This window comes from Kosakonia quasisacchari, from assembly GCF_004331415.1.
GTDB classification, from domain to species: Bacteria; Pseudomonadota; Gammaproteobacteria; order Enterobacterales; family Enterobacteriaceae; genus Kosakonia; species Kosakonia quasisacchari.
On record NZ_SJOP01000001.1, the window covers coordinates 22,440 to 39,911 of the forward strand.

Annotated in this window: 16 protein-coding genes and 1 other annotated feature; of the genes, 8 read left to right on the top strand and 8 right to left on the bottom strand. The window is 53.2% G+C overall.

The genetic code is table 11. The features are described 5' to 3' along the window. Positions 1 to 36 precede the first annotated feature (36 nt). Positions 37 to 1,485, top strand: coding sequence for a MocR-like pyridoxine biosynthesis transcription factor PdxR (pdxR, locus tag E0L21_RS00135; RefSeq protein WP_131406056.1), 1,449 nt, complete (start codon positions 37 to 39; stop codon positions 1,483 to 1,485). Here pdxR and E0L21_RS00140 read toward each other — a convergent pair. The 6 genes from E0L21_RS00140 to acrA all read right to left on the bottom strand — a co-directional run bounded on the left by E0L21_RS00140 (position 1,451) and on the right by acrA (position 8,182). Next, positions 1,451 to 1,930: a YlaC family protein gene (locus tag E0L21_RS00140; protein ID WP_131406057.1), complete on the bottom strand. Its 480-nt coding sequence runs from the start codon at positions 1,928 to 1,930 to the stop codon at positions 1,451 to 1,453. The two genes, pdxR and E0L21_RS00140, sit on opposite strands and share 35 nt — an antisense overlap. Before the next feature lie 100 nt (positions 1,931 to 2,030). After that, entirely contained in the window at positions 2,031 to 2,597 is a 567-nt protein-coding gene (gene maa, locus E0L21_RS00150; protein WP_131406059.1) for a maltose O-acetyltransferase, read from the bottom strand. Positions 2,598 to 2,674: 77 nt separating this feature from the next. Further along, entirely contained in the window at positions 2,675 to 2,893 is a 219-nt protein-coding gene (locus E0L21_RS00155) for an HHA domain-containing protein (RefSeq protein WP_017459990.1), read from the bottom strand. A 23-nt stretch (positions 2,894 to 2,916) separates the two neighbouring features. Further along, entirely contained in the window at positions 2,917 to 3,291 is a 375-nt protein-coding gene (gene tomB, locus E0L21_RS00160; protein ID WP_131406060.1) for an Hha toxicity modulator TomB, read from the bottom strand. Between the two features lie 528 nt (positions 3,292 to 3,819). Continuing rightward, the gene (acrB, locus tag E0L21_RS00165) at positions 3,820 to 6,966 is read right to left on the bottom strand and encodes a multidrug efflux RND transporter permease subunit AcrB (RefSeq protein WP_131406061.1); all 3,147 of its coding nucleotides are present in this window, start codon (positions 6,964 to 6,966) and stop codon (positions 3,820 to 3,822) included. Positions 6,967 to 6,988: 22 nt separating this feature from the next. Further along, complete coding sequence (gene acrA, locus E0L21_RS00170; protein WP_131406062.1) at positions 6,989 to 8,182, bottom strand: multidrug efflux RND transporter periplasmic adaptor subunit AcrA; 1,194 nt, start codon at positions 8,180 to 8,182, stop codon at positions 6,989 to 6,991. 142 nt (positions 8,183 to 8,324) lie between these two features. On the opposite strand from acrA, the gene acrR reads away from it, so the two are divergent. Both acrR and mscK read left to right on the top strand, forming a co-directional pair. Then, a complete protein-coding gene (gene acrR / locus E0L21_RS00175; protein ID WP_131406063.1) occupies positions 8,325 to 8,978 on the top strand; it encodes a multidrug efflux transporter transcriptional repressor AcrR in 654 nt (217 codons plus the stop codon). A 145-nt stretch (positions 8,979 to 9,123) separates the two neighbouring features. Then, positions 9,124 to 12,462, top strand: a complete 3,339-nt coding sequence (mscK, locus tag E0L21_RS00180; RefSeq protein ID WP_380207433.1) for a mechanosensitive channel MscK — start codon at positions 9,124 to 9,126, stop codon at positions 12,460 to 12,462. 15 nt (positions 12,463 to 12,477) lie between these two features. Here the strand turns inward: mscK and rsmS are convergent, their stop codons facing one another. Both rsmS and priC read right to left on the bottom strand, forming a co-directional pair. Beyond that, positions 12,478 to 12,633, bottom strand: coding sequence for a pleiotropic regulatory protein RsmS (rsmS, locus tag E0L21_RS00185; RefSeq protein WP_131406065.1), 156 nt, complete (start codon positions 12,631 to 12,633; stop codon positions 12,478 to 12,480). A gap of 13 nt (positions 12,634 to 12,646) precedes the next feature. Next, complete coding sequence (priC, locus tag E0L21_RS00190; protein WP_131406066.1) at positions 12,647 to 13,174, bottom strand: primosomal replication protein N''; 528 nt, start codon at positions 13,172 to 13,174, stop codon at positions 12,647 to 12,649. 68 nt (positions 13,175 to 13,242) lie between these two features. Here priC and E0L21_RS00195 point away from each other — a divergent pair, with 68 nt between their 5' ends. The 5 genes from E0L21_RS00195 (at position 13,243) to recR (ending at position 17,397) form a co-directional block, all read left to right on the top strand. Continuing rightward, positions 13,243 to 13,620, top strand: a complete 378-nt coding sequence (locus E0L21_RS00195) for a DUF454 family protein (protein WP_017459998.1) — start codon at positions 13,243 to 13,245, stop codon at positions 13,618 to 13,620. 153 nt (positions 13,621 to 13,773) lie between these two features. After that, positions 13,774 to 14,325 carry an adenine phosphoribosyltransferase gene (apt, locus tag E0L21_RS00200; RefSeq protein ID WP_017459999.1) on the top strand — a complete coding sequence of 184 codons (552 nt, stop codon included), beginning with the start codon at positions 13,774 to 13,776 and terminating at the stop codon, positions 14,323 to 14,325. 121 nt (positions 14,326 to 14,446) lie between these two features. Further along, complete coding sequence (gene dnaX, locus E0L21_RS00205) at positions 14,447 to 16,381, top strand: DNA polymerase III subunit gamma/tau (RefSeq protein ID WP_131406067.1); 1,935 nt, start codon at positions 14,447 to 14,449, stop codon at positions 16,379 to 16,381. Then, positions 15,714 to 15,778: a sequence feature (DnaX frameshifting element), on the top strand. Its footprint overlaps the gene before it by 65 nt. Positions 16,382 to 16,462: 81 nt before the next feature. Next, positions 16,463 to 16,792, top strand: coding sequence for a YbaB/EbfC family nucleoid-associated protein (locus E0L21_RS00210; RefSeq protein WP_007373594.1), 330 nt, complete (start codon positions 16,463 to 16,465; stop codon positions 16,790 to 16,792). After that, entirely contained in the window at positions 16,792 to 17,397 is a 606-nt protein-coding gene (recR, locus tag E0L21_RS00215) for a recombination mediator RecR (RefSeq protein ID WP_131406068.1), read from the top strand. Before E0L21_RS00210 ends, recR begins: the two co-directional genes overlap by 1 nt. Positions 17,398 to 17,472: the final 75 nt, after the last annotated feature.

Sequence of the window (17,472 nt, forward strand, 5' to 3'; positions counted from 1 at the left end):
GCTATAGTCTTATGGGGCCACGATTGAGAGCGTAAAATGAACATTCCGGACGATGAGTTATATGCGCTACTGCGCCAGCCGCTGGCGGCGCGCGCGGGGGCGACGCTGCAGCGGACGGTTTATATGGCGCTGCGTGATGCGATACTGAATGGCAAGTTAAAATCGGGTAGCCTGTTGCCGGGTTCGCGCGTGTTGGCGCAGGCGTTGGTGCTTTCGCGCAATACCGTTAACACGGCGCTTGAGCAACTGGCTGTGGAAGGATATGTATTGCGCGACCGGCAAGGGACGCGTGTCGCCACACCGGCAAATGTTAAACGCTCACCGCTGACGCCGCCATCGGTCAGGCTGGCTCGCGGCGTACAACAACTGCCTGGTGGTGTTCAGCGTTATTCACCCGCACTGGCATTCACTCCCGGCATTCCCGCCGCTAACTATTTTCCGCTTGCTATCTGGCGGCGGCTTACGGAGCGGGTATGGCGTGATGAGGGCAACACGTTGCTGAGTTATGGCGCGTCTGCCGGCGAACTGCGCCTGCGCATGGCGATTGCGCGTCATCTGGCGATTTCCCGCGGTATTCATTGTGATGCTGAACAGATTGTCATCACTGAAGGTGCGCAGGAAGCACTGATGTTGTGTGTGCGTTTGTTGTGCGATGCCGGTGATGAAGCGTGGGTCGAGGAGCCCGGTTATGGCGGGGCAAAAAGCGCGTTTTTATCGGCAGGGTTAAATGTCACAGGAATCAGTGTCGATAATGAAGGAATGAGGCTGGATGTTACGGCAGCCACGCCGCGCATTATTTACACCTCGCCGTCGCATCAATATCCCTTAGGCCAGGTGATGAGTGCAACCCGGCGGCTGGCGCTGCTGGATTATGCCAGCCGCACGGGGAGCTGGATTATCGAGGACGATTACGACAGCGAGTTCCGTTATCCCGGAGAGCCTATTCCGGCAATGCTCGGCATGGTGGCTCATCCGCCGGTGGTTTATATCGGTACGTTCAGCAAGACACTGTTTCCCTCGCTGCGTATTGGTTTCATGGTCATGCCGCCCGCGTTGGCGCAGGCTGCTGTGCCGGTTATCGGCAGTTTATTGCGCGGAGGGCACCGGGCAGAGCAACTGACGCTGGCGCGTTTTATTGAAGAGGGACACTACACGCGTCATTTGGCGGCGATGCGGCGTCTCTACCGCAAGCGACAGGCACATTTGTTGGAGGCGTTACACCGTGAAATGCGGGTTGATCATCATATTTATGGCGGTGGCGGGGGGCTGCATTTAGCGTTGTCGATTCCGGGAATTGACGATCAAGCTCTTGTCCGCGAAGCGCACAAACTGCAACTTGCGCCGCATGCATTAAGCCGTTTCTGGCTTAAGCAAAACGCGGCATCAAGTGGGCTGGTTCTGGGTTACGGTAATACCTCCGCCGCGCGGTTTCCGGCGGCGGTGAGTGCGCTTAACCGGCTGATTGTGCGCCAGCAGGGCGGGTAAGGGTGAAGACATCGTAAAAAGAGAGTTCGCCTTTACGCTCAACCATTTTCTGTAGCTGCGCTTTGTGTTCGTCATCCACTTTCGGCGAATGAAGAATAGCCTCAATCAAACCGTCAGGCACAAAACGGGTGTTGTACCACTCGCCGTTATAACAGACGCGGAAATCGAGAACATCGATATCGTCGTAGTTGTAGCGCGGGTAAACATCGAAAAAGAAAAAACCGTTCAGCACGACGAACAGGACAACCAGCAACCATACTGAACCGGAGAGCGTTTCGGATTGCAGCATCACGGCGAGCGTAGCAAGCCAGGCCAGATACATACCGATAAACAAGCCGGGGTGATTGCGAATAAAACTGATGCTGAAGCGCGGCCGGTTATCTCGTTTCTCGCGCTGATTTATCTCTTCAATCGTTTCGGTGAGCAGCCGCTGTATCTCTGTCATCTTACGCCTTTGTTGATACTGTTTTGCAGGTGGACAGCCTATTTTAAGTTGCCACTATGTATGAAAAAAGTAACAGTTTCATCACAAAAAACGATAACAGTTACAGCGCGGCGGTGGGCAATGTCTTGATGATTTGCGCCGGGTTACCACCGACGACCACATTGGGCGGTACATCTTTTACGACAACCGCACCGGAAGCAATGACGGCATTATCCCCGATAGTGACACCAGGATTAATCACCGATCGCCCGCCAATCCACACATTGTGACCAATGGTGACGGGTTTTCCATATTCAATGCCGCTTATGCGTTCAGCGGCATCAACTGGATGTGTTGCCGTGTAGATATGTACGCCGGGCGCCAGCATGCAATTGTCGCCGATATGAATAGGGCAGACATCGAGCATCACGCAATCAAAATTAGCGTAAAACGCCTTACCGAGGAAAATATTGTACCCATAGTCGCAGCGGAAACTGGGTTCGATATAAGCCTCTTCACTTTGGCCAAGAAGTTCTTTGAGGATGACTTTACGTTCAGCTTTTTCATCCGGGCGTGAATGGTTATAGCGATGAAGCAATTGCCGCGCGTGCAGGCGGTCGGAACGCAAGGTTTCATCAGACGGACGGTAGGGCAAACCGGCTGTCATTTTTTGTTTTTCATCATTCATTGGGAGCGGATACACCTGTCACCAAGGTTGAACGCCATGTCGCGATAAAGAAAACCTTCAATAAACTTTCAGGAGAATTAACGCACAAATTTCCACACGGAGGAGGGGATTTTGTCATAAAGCTTATTCATGGTCAGTTCTGCCAGACGATGATCCGCTGCTGAATAAAACACCGCGAGTTCCTCGTCGGGAAGTTCGTATTTATTTTTTTCAATTACACGTTCAAGGGTATCAATTGTCTGACAGCGTCTTAAGCGCATCAAATAATCAATTTTTGTTAATGGTTTTTCGGACATACCTTCACCTTAGTGTTGAAAAACTAACAAGAGTGGCTAACAGGATTAGCCTTGCTTACATTGACGAAACTGCGGAACAATTTGTTACCTGTTTTACGCCATTTCTGTAAGTCGTGTGTATTTATGCCATAGCTACTGAACAACATAAACGTATCGTCAAGGTATTCGTCTATCAGTTCAATCAGCTTATTATCTTCATTGTACTTAATTTTATAATTAAGTGCGAAAGTGGCTATGTGTTCTATCAGCTCGTTTAACTGCAAATTGATTGCCGAGGTAGGATCGTTAACCCACCCATGATGGCTCTCTTCAAGATTAGCGAGACAGTCATGGTACAACGTTTCGCAGAGAAATTTGAGCTGCGCGATATCATGCCTTTTCGGCGAGTATTCGTCCATAACGCATCCCCTTCTGAGTGGTAATTTTTTTACTAACCAAAGGCTGTTTCAGGATGGGAAACTTCTGCTCTGACCAGAGACACAGGCTGCTTTATGATGTTGATATAACTATAAGCTAGTCTGAAAAGGATTTCATGGTGCCATCATGAAAAATTACAAATAATATGTTTTCCAGTCCAAAATGGACGAAATAGCAATCAACTCAATGGAGATAAAATGTTGCGTTTATGCGCTTTATTGTTCGCGCATCCTTACGATTCATTAAGTTAGCGCTATTGAGATTATTCCTCAAATAGGAATATTTTTATACCAGGATTTTTCTGACTTAAACTGATTGTACCCACTAATTAAGAGTATTACCTGGCCATCAAACTTGTATTGCAAATACACAGTAATTATATGCCTTATATTCGCAGCATAAAATAAACAAACAGACAATAAATGCTTTTAATGACCGTTTATGGACGGATGAGTTGATGTGAAAAAGGCCGCTAAGCGCGGCCTTTTCTAATATAGAAACTGAGAAACTTACTGCTGCTCAACCTTGTGGCTGTGTTCTATATCTTCGCGGCGGCTAAAGCGGCGGCGGACCACCACAAAGAACACCGGAACGAAGAAGATAGCCAGTACGGTTGCGGTGATCATCCCGCCCATTACGCCGGTACCTACGGCGTTTTGCGCGCCGGAACCTGCACCGGAGCTGATAACCAACGGCAGTACACCAAGGATAAACGCCAGAGACGTCATCAGAATCGGGCGCAAACGCATACGTACCGCTTCAAGCGTCGCTTCTATCAGCCCTTTGCCCTCTTTATCCATGAGATCCTTGGCGAATTCGACGATAAGTATCGCGTTCTTCGCCGACAAGCCAATGGTTGTCAGCAGGCCTACCTGGAAGTACACGTCATTGGTCAGGCCACGGAAGCTCGCCGCCAACAATGCACCAACAACCCCCAGCGGAACCACCAGCATGACCGAGAACGGAATCGACCAGCTCTCATAGAGTGCTGCCAGACAGAGGAAGACCACAATCAGCGAAATGGCGTATAGCGCTGGTGCCTGGTTACCGGAGAGACGTTCCTGGTAGGACATCCCCGTCCAGTCATAGCCGATGCCGGTAGGCAACTTGCTGGCCAGCTCTTCCATCATTGCCATCGCTTCACCGGTACTTTTACCCGGAGCCGCCTGGCCAAGAAGTTCCATTGACGGCAAACCGTTGTAACGTTCCAGACGCGGTGAGCCATATTCCCAGTGTGTGGTGGAGAAGGCTGAGAATGGCACCATCTGACCATCGGTCGCACGGACATACCAGTTACCGATGTCGCTTGGCAGCATGCGGTATTTTGCCTGCGACATCACGTACACTTTCTTCACGCGACCACGGTCGATGAAGTCGTTAACGTAGCTACCGCCCCATGCTGCTCCCAGCGTGGTGTTGATATCGCTAATCGACACACCCAGCGCCTGCGCTTTTTCCTGATCGATATCGATCTTGAATTGCGGTGTATCTTCAAGCCCGTTAGGACGCACGCCGACCAGCAGATCCGGGTGCTGCGCGATTTCACCAAACAGCTGGTTACGCGCCTGCGTTAACTTCTCATGACCGAGGTTGGCCTGGTCGATCAACTGGAAGTCGAAGCCAGTAGCCGTACCCAGCTCGACAATTGCTGGCAGGTTAAAGGCGAAGACCATCGCATCTTTAATCGACGCAAAGTGCGCGCTGGCACGGCCTGCAATCGCAGGAACCTTGTTCGCTTCACCTGGACGTTCATCCCAGTTTTTCAGCGAAATGAATGCCAGACCGGTGTTCTGACCGCGACCGGAGAAGCCGAAACCGTTAACGGTAAAGACGGAATTAACGTTGTCTTTCTCGTTTTCCAGATAATACTTCGTCACTTCATCCAGCACTTTCTGCGTACGTTCTTGTGTCGCACCCGCAGGCAACTGAGCCATGGTCAGAAACACACCCTGGTCTTCATCCGGCAGGAACGAACTTGGCAGACGCACAAACAGCACCGCCATGCCCGCAACGATAATGATATAGAGCAGCAAATAACGACCGGTGCTGCGCAGGATATTGCCCACGCTATCGGTGTAATGGTGCGTGCTCTTTTCGAACATGCGGTTGAACCAGCCGAAGAAGCCTTTTTTGCCTTCGCCGTGGTCGCCTTTTGCGACCGGTTTCAGCATCGTGGCGCACAGTGCTGGCGTCAGGATCAACGCCACCAGTACGGAGAGCACCATCGCAGAAACGATAGTGATCGAGAACTGGCGATAGATAGCGCCGGTAGAGCCGCCGAAGAAGGCCATCGGGATAAATACGGCTGACAGAACCAGTGCGATACCAACCAGTGCGCCCTGAATCTGCCCCATCGAGCGGCGTGTCGCCTCTTTCGGCGGCAAGCCTTCTTCCATCATCACACGCTCGACGTTTTCCACCACCACGATGGCATCGTCCACGAGCAGACCTATCGCCAGCACCATACCAAACATGGTGAGGGTGTTTATCGAGTAGCCAAACGCGGCGAGTATGGCGAAAGTACCGAGCAGTACCACCGGCACCGCAATGGTTGGGATAAGCGTTGCGCGGAAGTTCTGTAGGAACAGATACATCACCAGGAACACCAGCACGATCGCTTCAACCAGCGTTTTCACCACTTCGTTAATAGAAATCTTAACGAACGGGGTCGTATCGTACGGGTAAACCACTTTCAGGCCGTGCGGGAAGAACGGTTCCAGTTTGGCGATCGTGCCGCGTACTGCCTCGGCGGTATCCAGTGCGTTCGCGCCGGTCGCCAGTTTAATCCCCAGACCTGCTGCCGGTTGACCGTTATAGCGGGCGATAACGTCATAGCTTTCACCGCCCAGCTCGATCTTCGCGACATCGCGCAGACGAACCTGCGAGCCATCGCTGTTCACTTTCAGCAGGATTTTGCCAAACTCTTCGGTCGACGTCAGACGGGTCTGCGCGATGATGGAAGCGTTCAACTGCTGTCCTTTCACCGGCGGTGTACCGCCTAACTGACCGGCCGCTACCTGGGCGTTCTGCGCTTTAATGGCCGCAATCACGTCAACCGGCGTCAGCTGGAAGTTATTGAGTTTGTTTGGGTCCATCCAGATACGCATCGCATACTGCGCACCGAACAGCTGAACATCACCCACGCCCGCAGTACGGCTGACCGGATCTTTAATGGTCGCGCCCACGTAGTCGGCAATATCTTCCTGCGTCATTGAACCATCGGTACTGATCATACCGAGAACCATCAGGAAGCTACTGGATGATTTCTCAACGCTAACACCCTGCTGCTGTACTTCTTGCGGTAACAACGGCATCGCCAGTTGCAGTTTGTTCTGCACCTGAACCTGCGCGATGTCCGCATCAGTACCGGAATCGAAGGTGATAGTGATCTGCACCGTACCAGAGGAATCACTGGCAGAGGACATATAGAGCAGGTTATCGATACCGTTCATGTTCTGTTCGATAACCTGCGTTACGGTGTCCTGCACCGTTTTCGCATCAGCACCTGGGTAGGAAGCCGTGATCTGAATTGCAGGTGGCGCGATCGTCGGATACTGCGCTACCGGCAATTTGAGGATCGAAAGCGCCCCTGCCAGCATGATGATAATCGCGATAACCCACGCAAATATGGGGCGATCGATAAAAAACTTAGCCATGTCTTAACGGCTCCTGTTTAAGTTAAGACTTCGGTTTTTCTGACTGGCCGCCGGCCTGGGCTTGCTCTTTATTGTCAGAAGTCACTTCCTGCGCTTTCACCTGCGCGCCCGGTTTGACTTTTTGTAAACCCGTGATGATCACACGATCGCCGGTTTTCAGGCCATCCGTTACCAGCCATTTGTCGCCAATGGCCTGAGTCGCAGTGATATTACGGATTTCAACTTTGTCACCTTCGCCCACAACCATCACTGTTGCATCGCCACGCGGCGTACGGGCAACGCCTTGTTGCGGAACCAGCAGCGCGTTCGGGTTCACACCTTCTTCAAGCTTGGCGCGCACAAACATGCCGGGCAGTAGGGTGTGGTCAGGGTTCGGGAACACCGCACGCAGCGTGATAGAACCGGTGGTCTGGTCAACGGTCACACCGGAGAACTCCAGCGTACCGGCCTGCGAATACTGAATGCCGTCATTGGTGACTAACTGCACTTTCGCTTTGCCGTTTTCCTGTTTCAGAGAACCACTTGCCATCTCTTGTTTCAGGCGCAGGAAGTCATTGCTCGACTGGGTCACATCAACGTAGATCGGGTCAAGCTGCTGCACGGTAGTCAGCGCAGTCGTTTGCCCGCTCTGTACTAATGCGCCTTCCGTTACGGTTGACGTACCGGTACGGCCGCTAATCGGCGAGGTCACTTTAGTGTAAGCCAGATTGATGCGCGCGCTTTCAACCGCTGCCTTTGCGGCGATAACCGTCGCATTAGCCTGCTGTGCATCCGCTTGCGCAGTGTCGTAATCCTGTTGGCTGATGTACTTGGTACCCAACAGTTTTTTATAGCGATTCACGGTCATCTGCGCGATATTCGCAGCAGCTTGCGCCTTCGCAAGGTCACCTTTCGCGCTGTCGTAAGCAGCTTGATAAGTTGCCGGATCAATCTGATAGAGCGAGACACCTGCTTCAACGTCACTGCCTTCCGTGAAGTTGCGTTTTAAAATAATGCCGCTAACCTGCGGGCGGACTTCCGCAATGCGGTACGCACTGGTTCGGCCCGGCAGCTCTGTGGTGATTTGCAGAGGTTCAGTTTTGACCGTTACGACGCCAACTTCTGGCATCTGGCCCGCTCCCTTTTGTGCAGGTTTTTCGTCACATCCTGTAAGCGCTAAGCTGCCCGAAAGCATCAGAACGACCGCCAGAGGCGTTAACCCTCTGTTTTTGTTCATAAGTAAACCTCGAGTGTCCGATTTCAAATTGATCAATGGATCAATGGCCCAAAAACCCATTGCTGCGTTTATATTATGGTCGTGCTATGGTACAAACATTCACAAATGTATGTAAATCTGACTCCTGTAAATTCACCAACATATGGCACGAAAAACCAAACAACAGGCACTGGAGACCCGTCAGCATATTCTTGATGTTGCCATGCGGCTGTTTTCCCAGCAGGGCGTTTCTGCAACTTCACTGGCTGAAATTGCGCAGGCGGCAGGCGTGACTCGCGGCGCGATTTACTGGCACTTCAAAAACAAGTCGGATTTGTTTAGTGAAATATGGAAGCTATCAGAGTCCAGTATTGGCGATCTTGAGATTGAGTATCGGGCAAAATTCCCTGACGATCCACTCTCTGTATTAAGAGAAATATTGGTTTATATCCTTGAAGCAACAGTTGTTGAAGAACGGCGTCGCTTAATGATGGAGATCATTTTTCACAAATGTGAGTTTGTCGGTGAAATGGCAATTGTGCAAGAAGCGCAGCGGAATTTGAGCCTCGAAAGTTATGATCGAATCGAGCTTACACTTCACGAATGTATGCAGGCAAAATTGCTGCCGGACAATTTATTGACCCGCCGCGTCGCAGTGCTTATACGTGCCTATGTTTCAGGCATTATGGAAAACTGGCTCTTTGCTCCGCAATCTTTTGATCTCAAAAAAGAAGCGCGTGATTACGTCACTATCCTGCTGGAGATGTGCCAGCTCTGCCCGACGCTGCGAGCTGAGCAGCACGCGTTCAAGGCATAATATTGCAAGCCGCCAGGATTTCTCCTGGAGGCTTCTTACTTCGCTAGGTTGTTGCATAACAGCGTGATATTCTTGCGCGCGTGGCTATTCCGGCCGCCTTTCCGAACAGAAAACGATCGCTCAAATTATGTTGCACAACTATCGCATGCGAAATACGTTCGCCGCTTTTGCCGCCGCATTGTTTCTTGTCTTTATTTGCCTTGCGAGTAACGTCGCCCGGGCGCAGACAACCAACGATTTGCCTTCCCGCACCGATGTGCAAAGCCAACTCGACGCGCTGAATAAGCAAAAAACGCACTCCGCGCAGGATAAACTGGTTATCCAGGATTTAACGGAGACGCTGGACACGCTCGACAAAATTGACCGGGTCAAGCAAGAAACCGCGCTGCTCAAACAAAAAGTTGCACAAGCGCCGGACAAATTGCGCCAGGCAACGGATGCGCTCAACGCGCTTAACGATAAAGACAACGACGACGAGACGCGTAAAACGCTGGCCTCGCTCTCCCTGCGCCAGCTGGAATCCCGCGTTTCACAATTGCTGGAAGATCTGCAAACCGCGCAAAACGATTTATCCAATTACAACAGCCAACTGGTGTCATTACAGACGCAGCCGGAGCGTGTACAGAATTCTATGTACTCCGCCTCGCAACAGCTGCAGCAAATTCGCAACCGTCTGAACGGTACTGTGGCGGGCGAGGGCGCGCTGCGTCCTTCGCAGCAAAACCTGTTGCAGGCACAGCAGGCATTGCTCAATGCGCAGATCGAACAGCTGCGCAAAAGCCTGGAAGGCAACACGGTATTGCAAGATACGTTGCAAAAGCAGCGCGATTACGTCACTGCAAACAGTAACCGCCTTGAACACCAGCTCCAGTTATTGCAGGAAGCGGTAAACAGCAAGCGCCTGACGCTGACCGAAAAAACCGCACAAGAAGCCATTACGCCAGACGAAACGGCGCGCATCCAGGCAAACCCGCTGGTAAAACAAGAGCTGGATATTAACCATCAACTGAGCCAGAAACTGATTGCCGCCACAGAGAGCGGTAACGCGTTGGTGCAGCAAAATATCAAGGTGAAAAACTGGCTCGATCGCGCGTTGCAGTCTGAGCGCAATATAAAAGAACAGATTTCCGTATTGAAAGGCAGCTTGCTGTTGTCGCGTATTCTCTACCAACAGCAGCAGGTCTTACCGTCGGCGGATGAACTGGAAGATATGACCAACCGTATTGCGGATCTGCGTCTTGAACAGTTCGACATCAATCAGCAGCGCGATGCCCTGTTCCAGAGCGATAACTTTGTCGCCAGGCTGGAAGAGGGTCACCAGACTGAGGTGAACGACGAAGTCCATGATGCACTGTTGCAAGTCGTGGATATGCGCCGCGAACTGCTCGATCAGTTGAATAAGCAGCTTGGTAACCAACTGATGATGGCCATCAATTTGCAGGTGAATCAGCAGCAGTTGATGAGCGTGTCGAAAAGCTTGCAGGAGATCCTGACCCAGCAAATCTTCTGGGTGAACAGCAACAAGCCGATGGACTGGGACTGGATCAAATCCTTCCCGCAGGCGCTGCGCGACCAGATTAAAGGCACCAAAATTACCGTTAACTGGGAAAAAGCCTGGCCAGCGGTGGCCATTGCTTTCTTGGCCGGTTTGCCTCTATTGCTGATTGCCGGGCTGATTCGCTGGCGTTTGCGCTGGCTGAAAAGCTACCAGGCAAAACTTGCCGCTCAGGTTGGGCAACTGCGTGGCGATAGCCAACTGCATACGCCGAAAGCGATTCTTATCGATCTCATTCGTGCCTTGCCGGTCTGTTTGCTGATCCTGGCGGTCGGCCTGATTCTGCTTACGATGCAGCTAAATATTAGCGAGCTGCTGTGGGCATTCAGTAAAAAACTGGCGCTGTTCTGGCTGGTATTTGGCCTGTGCTGGAAAGTGCTGGAAAAAGACGGCGTCGCGGTCAGCCACTTTAATATGCCCGCGCAGCTTACCAGCCACTGGCGTCGGCAGATTGTCCGCATCAGCCTGGCGTTATTGCCGCTACACTTCTGGTCAGTGGTATCGGAACTCTCCCCGTTACATCTGATGGATGATGTGATTGGACAATTTGTCATTCTGATTAACCTGTTGGTGATTACGGCGTTGGTGTGGCCGATGTTCCGCGAAAGCTGGCGTGATAAAGAGTCGCACAGCATGCGTTTGGTGACGGTCACCGTGCTGGCGATTGTGCCGATTGCCTTAATGGTGCTGACGGCGACAGGTTATTTCTACACCACGCTGCGCCTCTCCGGGCGCTGGATTGAAACGGTTTATCTGGTCATTATCTGGAACCTGCTTTACCAAACGGTGCTGCGTGGCTTAAGCGTGGCGGCGCGTCGTATTGCATATCGCCGGGCGCTGGCACGTCGGCAGAATATGGTGAAAGAGGGCGCGGAAGGGGCTGAACCACAAGAAGAACCGAGCATTGCGCTGGAGCAGGTCAACCAACAAACCTTGCGTATCACCATGTTGGTCATGGTGGCGCTGTTTGGCGTGGTGTTCTGGGCAATTTGGTCTGATTTGATAACCGTGTTCGCCTACCTCGATAGCATCACCTTGTGGCATTACAACGGCACTGAAGCCGGTGCGGCGGTGTCGAAAAGCGTGACGCTTGGCAGCCTGCTGTTTGCCGTGATTGTCTTTGTGGTGGCATGGGCGCTGATTCGAAACTTGCCGGGCTTGCTGGAAGTGTTGATCCTCTCGCGGCTGAATATGCGCCAGGGTTCGTCGTATGCCGTCACCACCATTCTCAACTACATCATCATTGCCGTTGGCGCTTTGACCGTGTTCGGTTCGCTTGGCGTGTCGTGGGATAAACTGCAATGGCTGGCAGCCGCCTTGTCAGTGGGTCTGGGGTTCGGCTTACAGGAAATTTTCGGTAACTTTGTTTCCGGGTTGATTATTCTGTTTGAACGCCCGGTGCGCATAGGCGATACGGTAACGATTGGTACTTTCTCCGGTACGGTCAGCAAAATCCGTATCCGTGCGACGACCATTACCGACTTTGACCGCAAAGAGGTCATCATCCCGAACAAAGCGTTCGTCACCGAGCGTCTGATTAACTGGTCATTGTCCGATACCATCACTCGCGTGGTGATCCGCATTGGCGTGGCGTATGGTTCGGACCTCGACAAGGTGAAAAAAGTGCTGCTGAAAGCGGCGATGGATCATCCAAAAGTGATGCACGATCCTGAGCCGTCCGTCTTCTTCACCACTTTTGGTGCCAGTACGCTGGATCACGAGCTGCGTCTGTATGTGCGTGAACTGCGCGATCGCAGCTATACGGTGGATGAGCTTAACCGCACCATCGATAAACTGTGTCGCGAGAATGATATTGATATCGCCTTCAATCAGCTGGAAGTGCACCTGCGAAATGATAAAGGTGATGAGCTGACCGAAGTGAAACGTGAGCTAAAAGGTGACGATCCGACGCCATCGGTTGCGCAATAAACGCGTTCCCCTCTCTTACGGGAGAGGGGAAGCCAGACGTTTGTTCTCAAAATCTTTTTTAACAATCTCCAGCGCCTTGAGTACCAGCTCAGGCGCAATATCATGCTGCTCCAGCAACATAATTAAATCCACCGCCAGCTTGACCTCATCGGGGGCATTTTCCAGTGACATTCTCTCTCCTGGGTTAACGGGTTAAGCGCGTCAGCACGCCTTCGATCTTCTCCAGCGCATGGCGGCAGCGAGCAAGCCTGTCGGCAAAGGCGTCGACTTCCTTGTGCAACTGTTGCTGTTCAACCAGCGTAGCCACTGAGCGCAAACGCTGTTCACGTTCTTGCTTCATCGCCAGCAGACGGCGCTCGTAATCCTGATGCTGCAAGCGCCTGCGCTGCCAGCGCGCGATGCCCGGCGAAGCGTGATCCCACTCGCGTAGCGACCAGACGGCGCTTTCACGCGTCAACGCCGCAATTTGCGCGGTCAAATGTTCCGCCAGCCAGACCACTTGTTCTAGCCGATCATGTTCAACTGCGTGGCGTAGCGCCGACATATTCGCTGTACTTTCATCAAGATAAGATTGCATTCGCGTGCTGCGGGTTTGAAAAAGATGCCGGTCAAAACGGGCGCTAACCGTGGCGTGTTGCGCCAGCGGTGCGACCTGCTGGCGTAATGTCGCGAGTTGTTGTTCCAGCCTCTGTAAAAGCACGTCGCTTTTCACGCGTCTTCCCCCTGTAAATCACCCTGACTATGCTACATTAGCCGCTCATCCTGATAACGATTCGCATTATGCAACGCACTATTCTAATCATCATAGGCTGGTTGGCGGTAGCCCTTGGTACGCTCGGCGTGGTGTTGCCGCTGCTCCCAACCACCCCTTTTATATTGCTGGCGGCATGGTGTTTCGCCCGCTCTTCGCCGCGTTTTCACCAGTGGTTGCTTTACCGCTCCTGGTTTGGCGGCTACCTGCGCCACTGGCAACAGTACCGTGCAATGCCGCCGGGCGCGAAGCCGCGCGCAATTGCGGTCATTCTTGTTACGTTCGCCATTTCATTATATTTCGTGAATATGCTGTGGGTACGTATTCTGTTGCTGGTCATTCTGGCTTGTCTGCTTTTCTTCATGTGGCGCATCCCGGTGATTGATGCAAAGCAACAAAAACCATAAAGCGCAGCGAAGGCAGTTGCAATTGTGGCGGACTGCCAGTAAATTCGAGCGTTTTCGAGCACGGGTGCGGCTGATTAAATGTTAATCAGTGGTTACATCAAACCTTCAACGCGCGTCACCGTGAGTAATACCGTTTCTATCAGGCAAAAATCCATGACAGCGACTGCGCAGCAGCTTGAATTTCTTAAAAACAGCATCAAAAGCATTCAGGATTACCCGAAGCCGGGCATCCTGTTCCGTGATGTCACCAGTTTGCTGGAAGACCCGAAAGCCTACGCTCTCAGCATTGAACTGCTGGTTGAGCGTTATAAAAATGCCGGGATCACCAAAGTTGTCGGTACCGAAGCGCGCGGCTTCCTGTTTGGCGCCCCGGTTGCGCTCGGTCTGGGCGTTGGTTTTGTACCGGTGCGCAAACCGCGTAAACTGCCGCGCGAAACCATCGCCGAAAGCTATGAGCTGGAGTACGGCACCGATCAGTTAGAGATCCACGTTGATGCGATCCAGCCCGGCGATAAAGTGCTGGTAGTAGACGATTTGCTGGCAACGGGCGGCACCATTGAGGCGACGGTTAAACTGATTCGTCGTCTGGGTGGCGAAGTGACCGATGCCGCATTTATCATTAATTTGTTCGATCTCGGCGGCGAGCAGCGCCTGCAAAAACAGGGCATTACCAGCTATAGCCTGGTGCCGTTCCCGGGGCATTAATCGCGCTGTTTATGCCACTAACCTCCATTCCTCGCGCCTGAGGGATGGAGTGTATTCACAGCCTGGCTGTGTTAGCATTATCCCTTCGTAAATCCACCTTCCAGCGTTTCAGAGCCTGCCAATGAGTTATCAGGTCTTAGCCCGAAAATGGCGACCACAAACTTTTGCTGACGTCGTCGGCCAGGAGCATGTGCTGACCGCACTGGCGAACGGCTTATCCTCAGGACGCATTCATCATGCGTATCTGTTTTCTGGCACCCGTGGTGTCGGAAAAACCTCTATTGCCCGCTTGCTGGCGAAGGGGCTTAACTGCGAAACCGGCATCACCGCCACACCGTGCGGTGTCTGTGATAACTGCCGTGAAATCGAGCAGGGCCGCTTTGTTGATTTGATCGAAATCGACGCCGCCTCGCGTACCAAAGTAGAAGACACGCGCGATCTGCTGGATAACGTGCAGTACGCACCGGCGCGCGGGCGTTTCAAAGTTTATCTCATCGATGAAGTGCATATGCTCTCGCGTCACAGCTTTAACGCGCTGTTAAAGACGCTGGAAGAACCGCCCGAGCATGTCAAATTTCTGCTGGCGACCACCGACCCGCAAAAACTGCCGGTAACCATTCTCTCCCGTTGCTTGCAGTTCCATCTTAAAGCGCTGGATGTTGACCAGATCCGTAACCAGCTCGAACATATTCTCGATGACGAGAAGATCGAACACGAACCTCGCGCGCTGCAACTGTTGGCGCGCGCCGCCGACGGCAGCCTGCGTGATGCGTTGAGTCTGACCGATCAGGCGATAGCCAGCGGCAACGGTCAGCTTTCCGCCGACGTGGTCAGTTCAATGCTCGGCACGCTGAATGACGACCAGGCGCTGTCGCTGGTTGAAGCGGTTGTCGCCGCTAACGGTGAGCGCGCTATGGCGCTGGTGAACGATGCCGCCTCGCGTGGCGTCGAGTGGGATGCGTTGCTGCTGGAAATGCAAACGTTACTGCACCGCATCGCGATGGTTCAGCTTACACCTGCGGCACTTGGCAGCGATATGGCACCGGTCGAACACCGTCTGCGCGAACTGGCTCGCACGGTGCCGCCCGCTGATGTACAGCTCTATTACCAGACGCTGCTGATTGGCCGCAAAGAGCTGCCGTTTGCGCCAGACAGGCGTATGGGCGTCGAGATGACGCTGCTGCGCGCACTGGCTTTCCACCCGCGGATGCCGCTGGCCGCGCCGGAAGTGCCACAACAATCTTTTGCTCCCGTAGCGCCCACGGCGGTTGTCTCGCCGCATCAGGTTGCGCCAGCAGAGCAAATGCCTTCACAGGTGCCGCCGCAAGATGCGCCGATGCCTGAGGCGACCAGTCAGGTACTGGCGGCGCGTAGGCAACTGCAACGCGCACAGGGAGCAGACAAAGCAAAAAAGAGTGAACCGGCAGCCGCAACCCGCGCGCGGCCGGTGAGTAATGCCGCGCTGGAACGACTGGCTTCGGTAACCGAGCGTGTACAATCGCGCCCGGCACCGTCGGCGCTCGAACAGGCTCCGGCCAAAAAAGAAGCTTACCGCTGGAAAGCGACAACGGTCGTGGAAACGGTAAAAGAAGTTGTCGCCACGCCAAAAGCGTTGAAAAAAGCGCTGGAGCATGAAAAAACGCCAGAACTGGCGAAAAAGCTGGCGGAAGAAGCGGTTGAACGTGACGCATGGGCAAAAGAAGTCAGCCTGCTCAAATTACCGAAACTGGTCGAGCAAGTGGCGCTGAACGCCTGGAAAGAGCAGGACGGCGAACGGGTATGCCTGCATTTGCGCAGCTCGCAGCGCCATCTTAATTCGCAGGGTGCGTTGAAAACGCTGGGCGAGGCGCTGAGTGAATTACATGGCGCGGCGGTTGAACTGACTATCATTGAAGATGATAATCCGGCAGTGCGTACGCCGCTGGAGTGGCGTCAGGCAATCTATGAGGAAAAACTTGCGCAGGCGCGCGAGTCGATCATTGCGGATAACAACATCCAGACGCTGCAACGTTTTTTCGATGCGGACCTGGACGAAGAGAGTATTCGCCCCCTTTGACGGGCAGCTGCGGCTACCCGTTTTCAACCCTGAATGTGACTTATCACTCTGGTCAGTCACCACAGCTAAAGAGAGAAGCCTATGTTTGGAAAAGGCGGTCTGGGTAACCTGATGAAACAGGCCCAGCAGATGCAAGAAAAAATGCAGAAAATGCAGGAAGAGATCGCGCAGCTGGAAGTGACCGGCGAATCGGGCGCAGGTCTGGTGAAAGTGACCATCAACGGTGCGCATAACTGCCGTCGCGTGGAGATCGATCCGAGCCTGCTGGAAGACGACAAAGAGATGCTGGAAGATCTGGTTGCCGCTGCTTTTAACGATGCTGCTCGCCGCATTGACGAAACGCAGAAAGAGAAAATGGCGTCCGTCTCTTCCGGGATGTCTCTGCCGCCAGGCTTTAAGATGCCGTTCTGATGCAGACCAGCCCGCTGTTAACGCAGCTTATGGAAGCACTGCGCTGCCTGCCGGGCGTTGGCCCGAAGTCGGCTCAGCGCATGGCGTTTACGCTGTTGCAGCGCGATCGCAGCGGCGGCATGCGGCTGGCACAGGCGCTCACTCGGGCGATGTCGGAAATCGGCCACTGTGCCGATTGCCGCACTTTCACCGAGCAGGAAATCTGCAACATTTGCAGCAACCCACGACGCCATGAAAACGGTCAAATCTGCGTGGTGGAAAGCCCGGCAGATATCTACGCCATTGAGCAGACCGGGCAATTCTCTGGTCGCTACTTTGTGCTGATGGGGCATCTGTCACCGCTCGACGGTATTGGCCCGGACGACATTGGCCTTGACCGGCTGGAGCAGCGTCTGGAGTCCGAAAAAATCCAGGAAGTGATCCTCGCCACCAATCCGACGGTGGAAGGGGAGGCGACCGCCAACTATATTGCTGAGCTTTGTGCGCAGTATGGTGTGGAAGCCAGCCGTATCGCCCACGGCGTGCCGGTGGGCGGTGAGCTGGAAATGGTTGACGGGACGACGTTGTCGCACTCGCTGGCCGGCCGTCACAAGATTCGTTTTTAACCAAACGGAGGCAGAAATTTTTGCCTCCGCTTGAAAATTCCCGCCAATATCCCCACTTCTCCCTCAACGTATTTT

Bases quoted from the DNA above. Each gene is read 5' to 3' on its own strand.
- pdxR (WP_131406056.1), top strand. From the start codon at position 37: ATGAACATTCCGGACGATGAGTTATATGCGCTACTGCGCCAGCCGCTG.
- E0L21_RS00140 (WP_131406057.1), bottom strand. From the start codon at position 1,930: ATGACAGAGATACAGCGGCTGCTCACCGAAACGATTGAAGAGATAAAT.
- maa (WP_131406059.1), bottom strand. From the start codon at position 2,597: ATGAATGATGAAAAACAAAAAATGACAGCCGGTTTGCCCTACCGTCCG.
- E0L21_RS00155 (WP_017459990.1), bottom strand. From the start codon at position 2,893: ATGTCCGAAAAACCATTAACAAAAATTGATTATTTGATGCGCTTAAGA.
- tomB (WP_131406060.1), bottom strand. From the start codon at position 3,291: ATGGACGAATACTCGCCGAAAAGGCATGATATCGCGCAGCTCAAATTT.
- acrB (WP_131406061.1), bottom strand. From the start codon at position 6,966: ATGGCTAAGTTTTTTATCGATCGCCCCATATTTGCGTGGGTTATCGCG.
- acrA (WP_131406062.1), bottom strand. From the start codon at position 8,182: ATGAACAAAAACAGAGGGTTAACGCCTCTGGCGGTCGTTCTGATGCTT.
- acrR (WP_131406063.1), top strand. From the start codon at position 8,325: ATGGCACGAAAAACCAAACAACAGGCACTGGAGACCCGTCAGCATATT.
- mscK (WP_380207433.1), top strand. From the start codon at position 9,124: ATGCGAAATACGTTCGCCGCTTTTGCCGCCGCATTGTTTCTTGTCTTT.
- rsmS (WP_131406065.1), bottom strand. From the start codon at position 12,633: ATGTCACTGGAAAATGCCCCCGATGAGGTCAAGCTGGCGGTGGATTTA.
- E0L21_RS00195 (WP_017459998.1), top strand. From the start codon at position 13,243: ATGCAACGCACTATTCTAATCATCATAGGCTGGTTGGCGGTAGCCCTT.
- apt (WP_017459999.1), top strand. From the start codon at position 13,774: ATGACAGCGACTGCGCAGCAGCTTGAATTTCTTAAAAACAGCATCAAA.
- dnaX (WP_131406067.1), top strand. From the start codon at position 14,447: ATGAGTTATCAGGTCTTAGCCCGAAAATGGCGACCACAAACTTTTGCT.
- E0L21_RS00210 (WP_007373594.1), top strand. From the start codon at position 16,463: ATGTTTGGAAAAGGCGGTCTGGGTAACCTGATGAAACAGGCCCAGCAG.
- recR (WP_131406068.1), top strand. From the start codon at position 16,792: ATGCAGACCAGCCCGCTGTTAACGCAGCTTATGGAAGCACTGCGCTGC.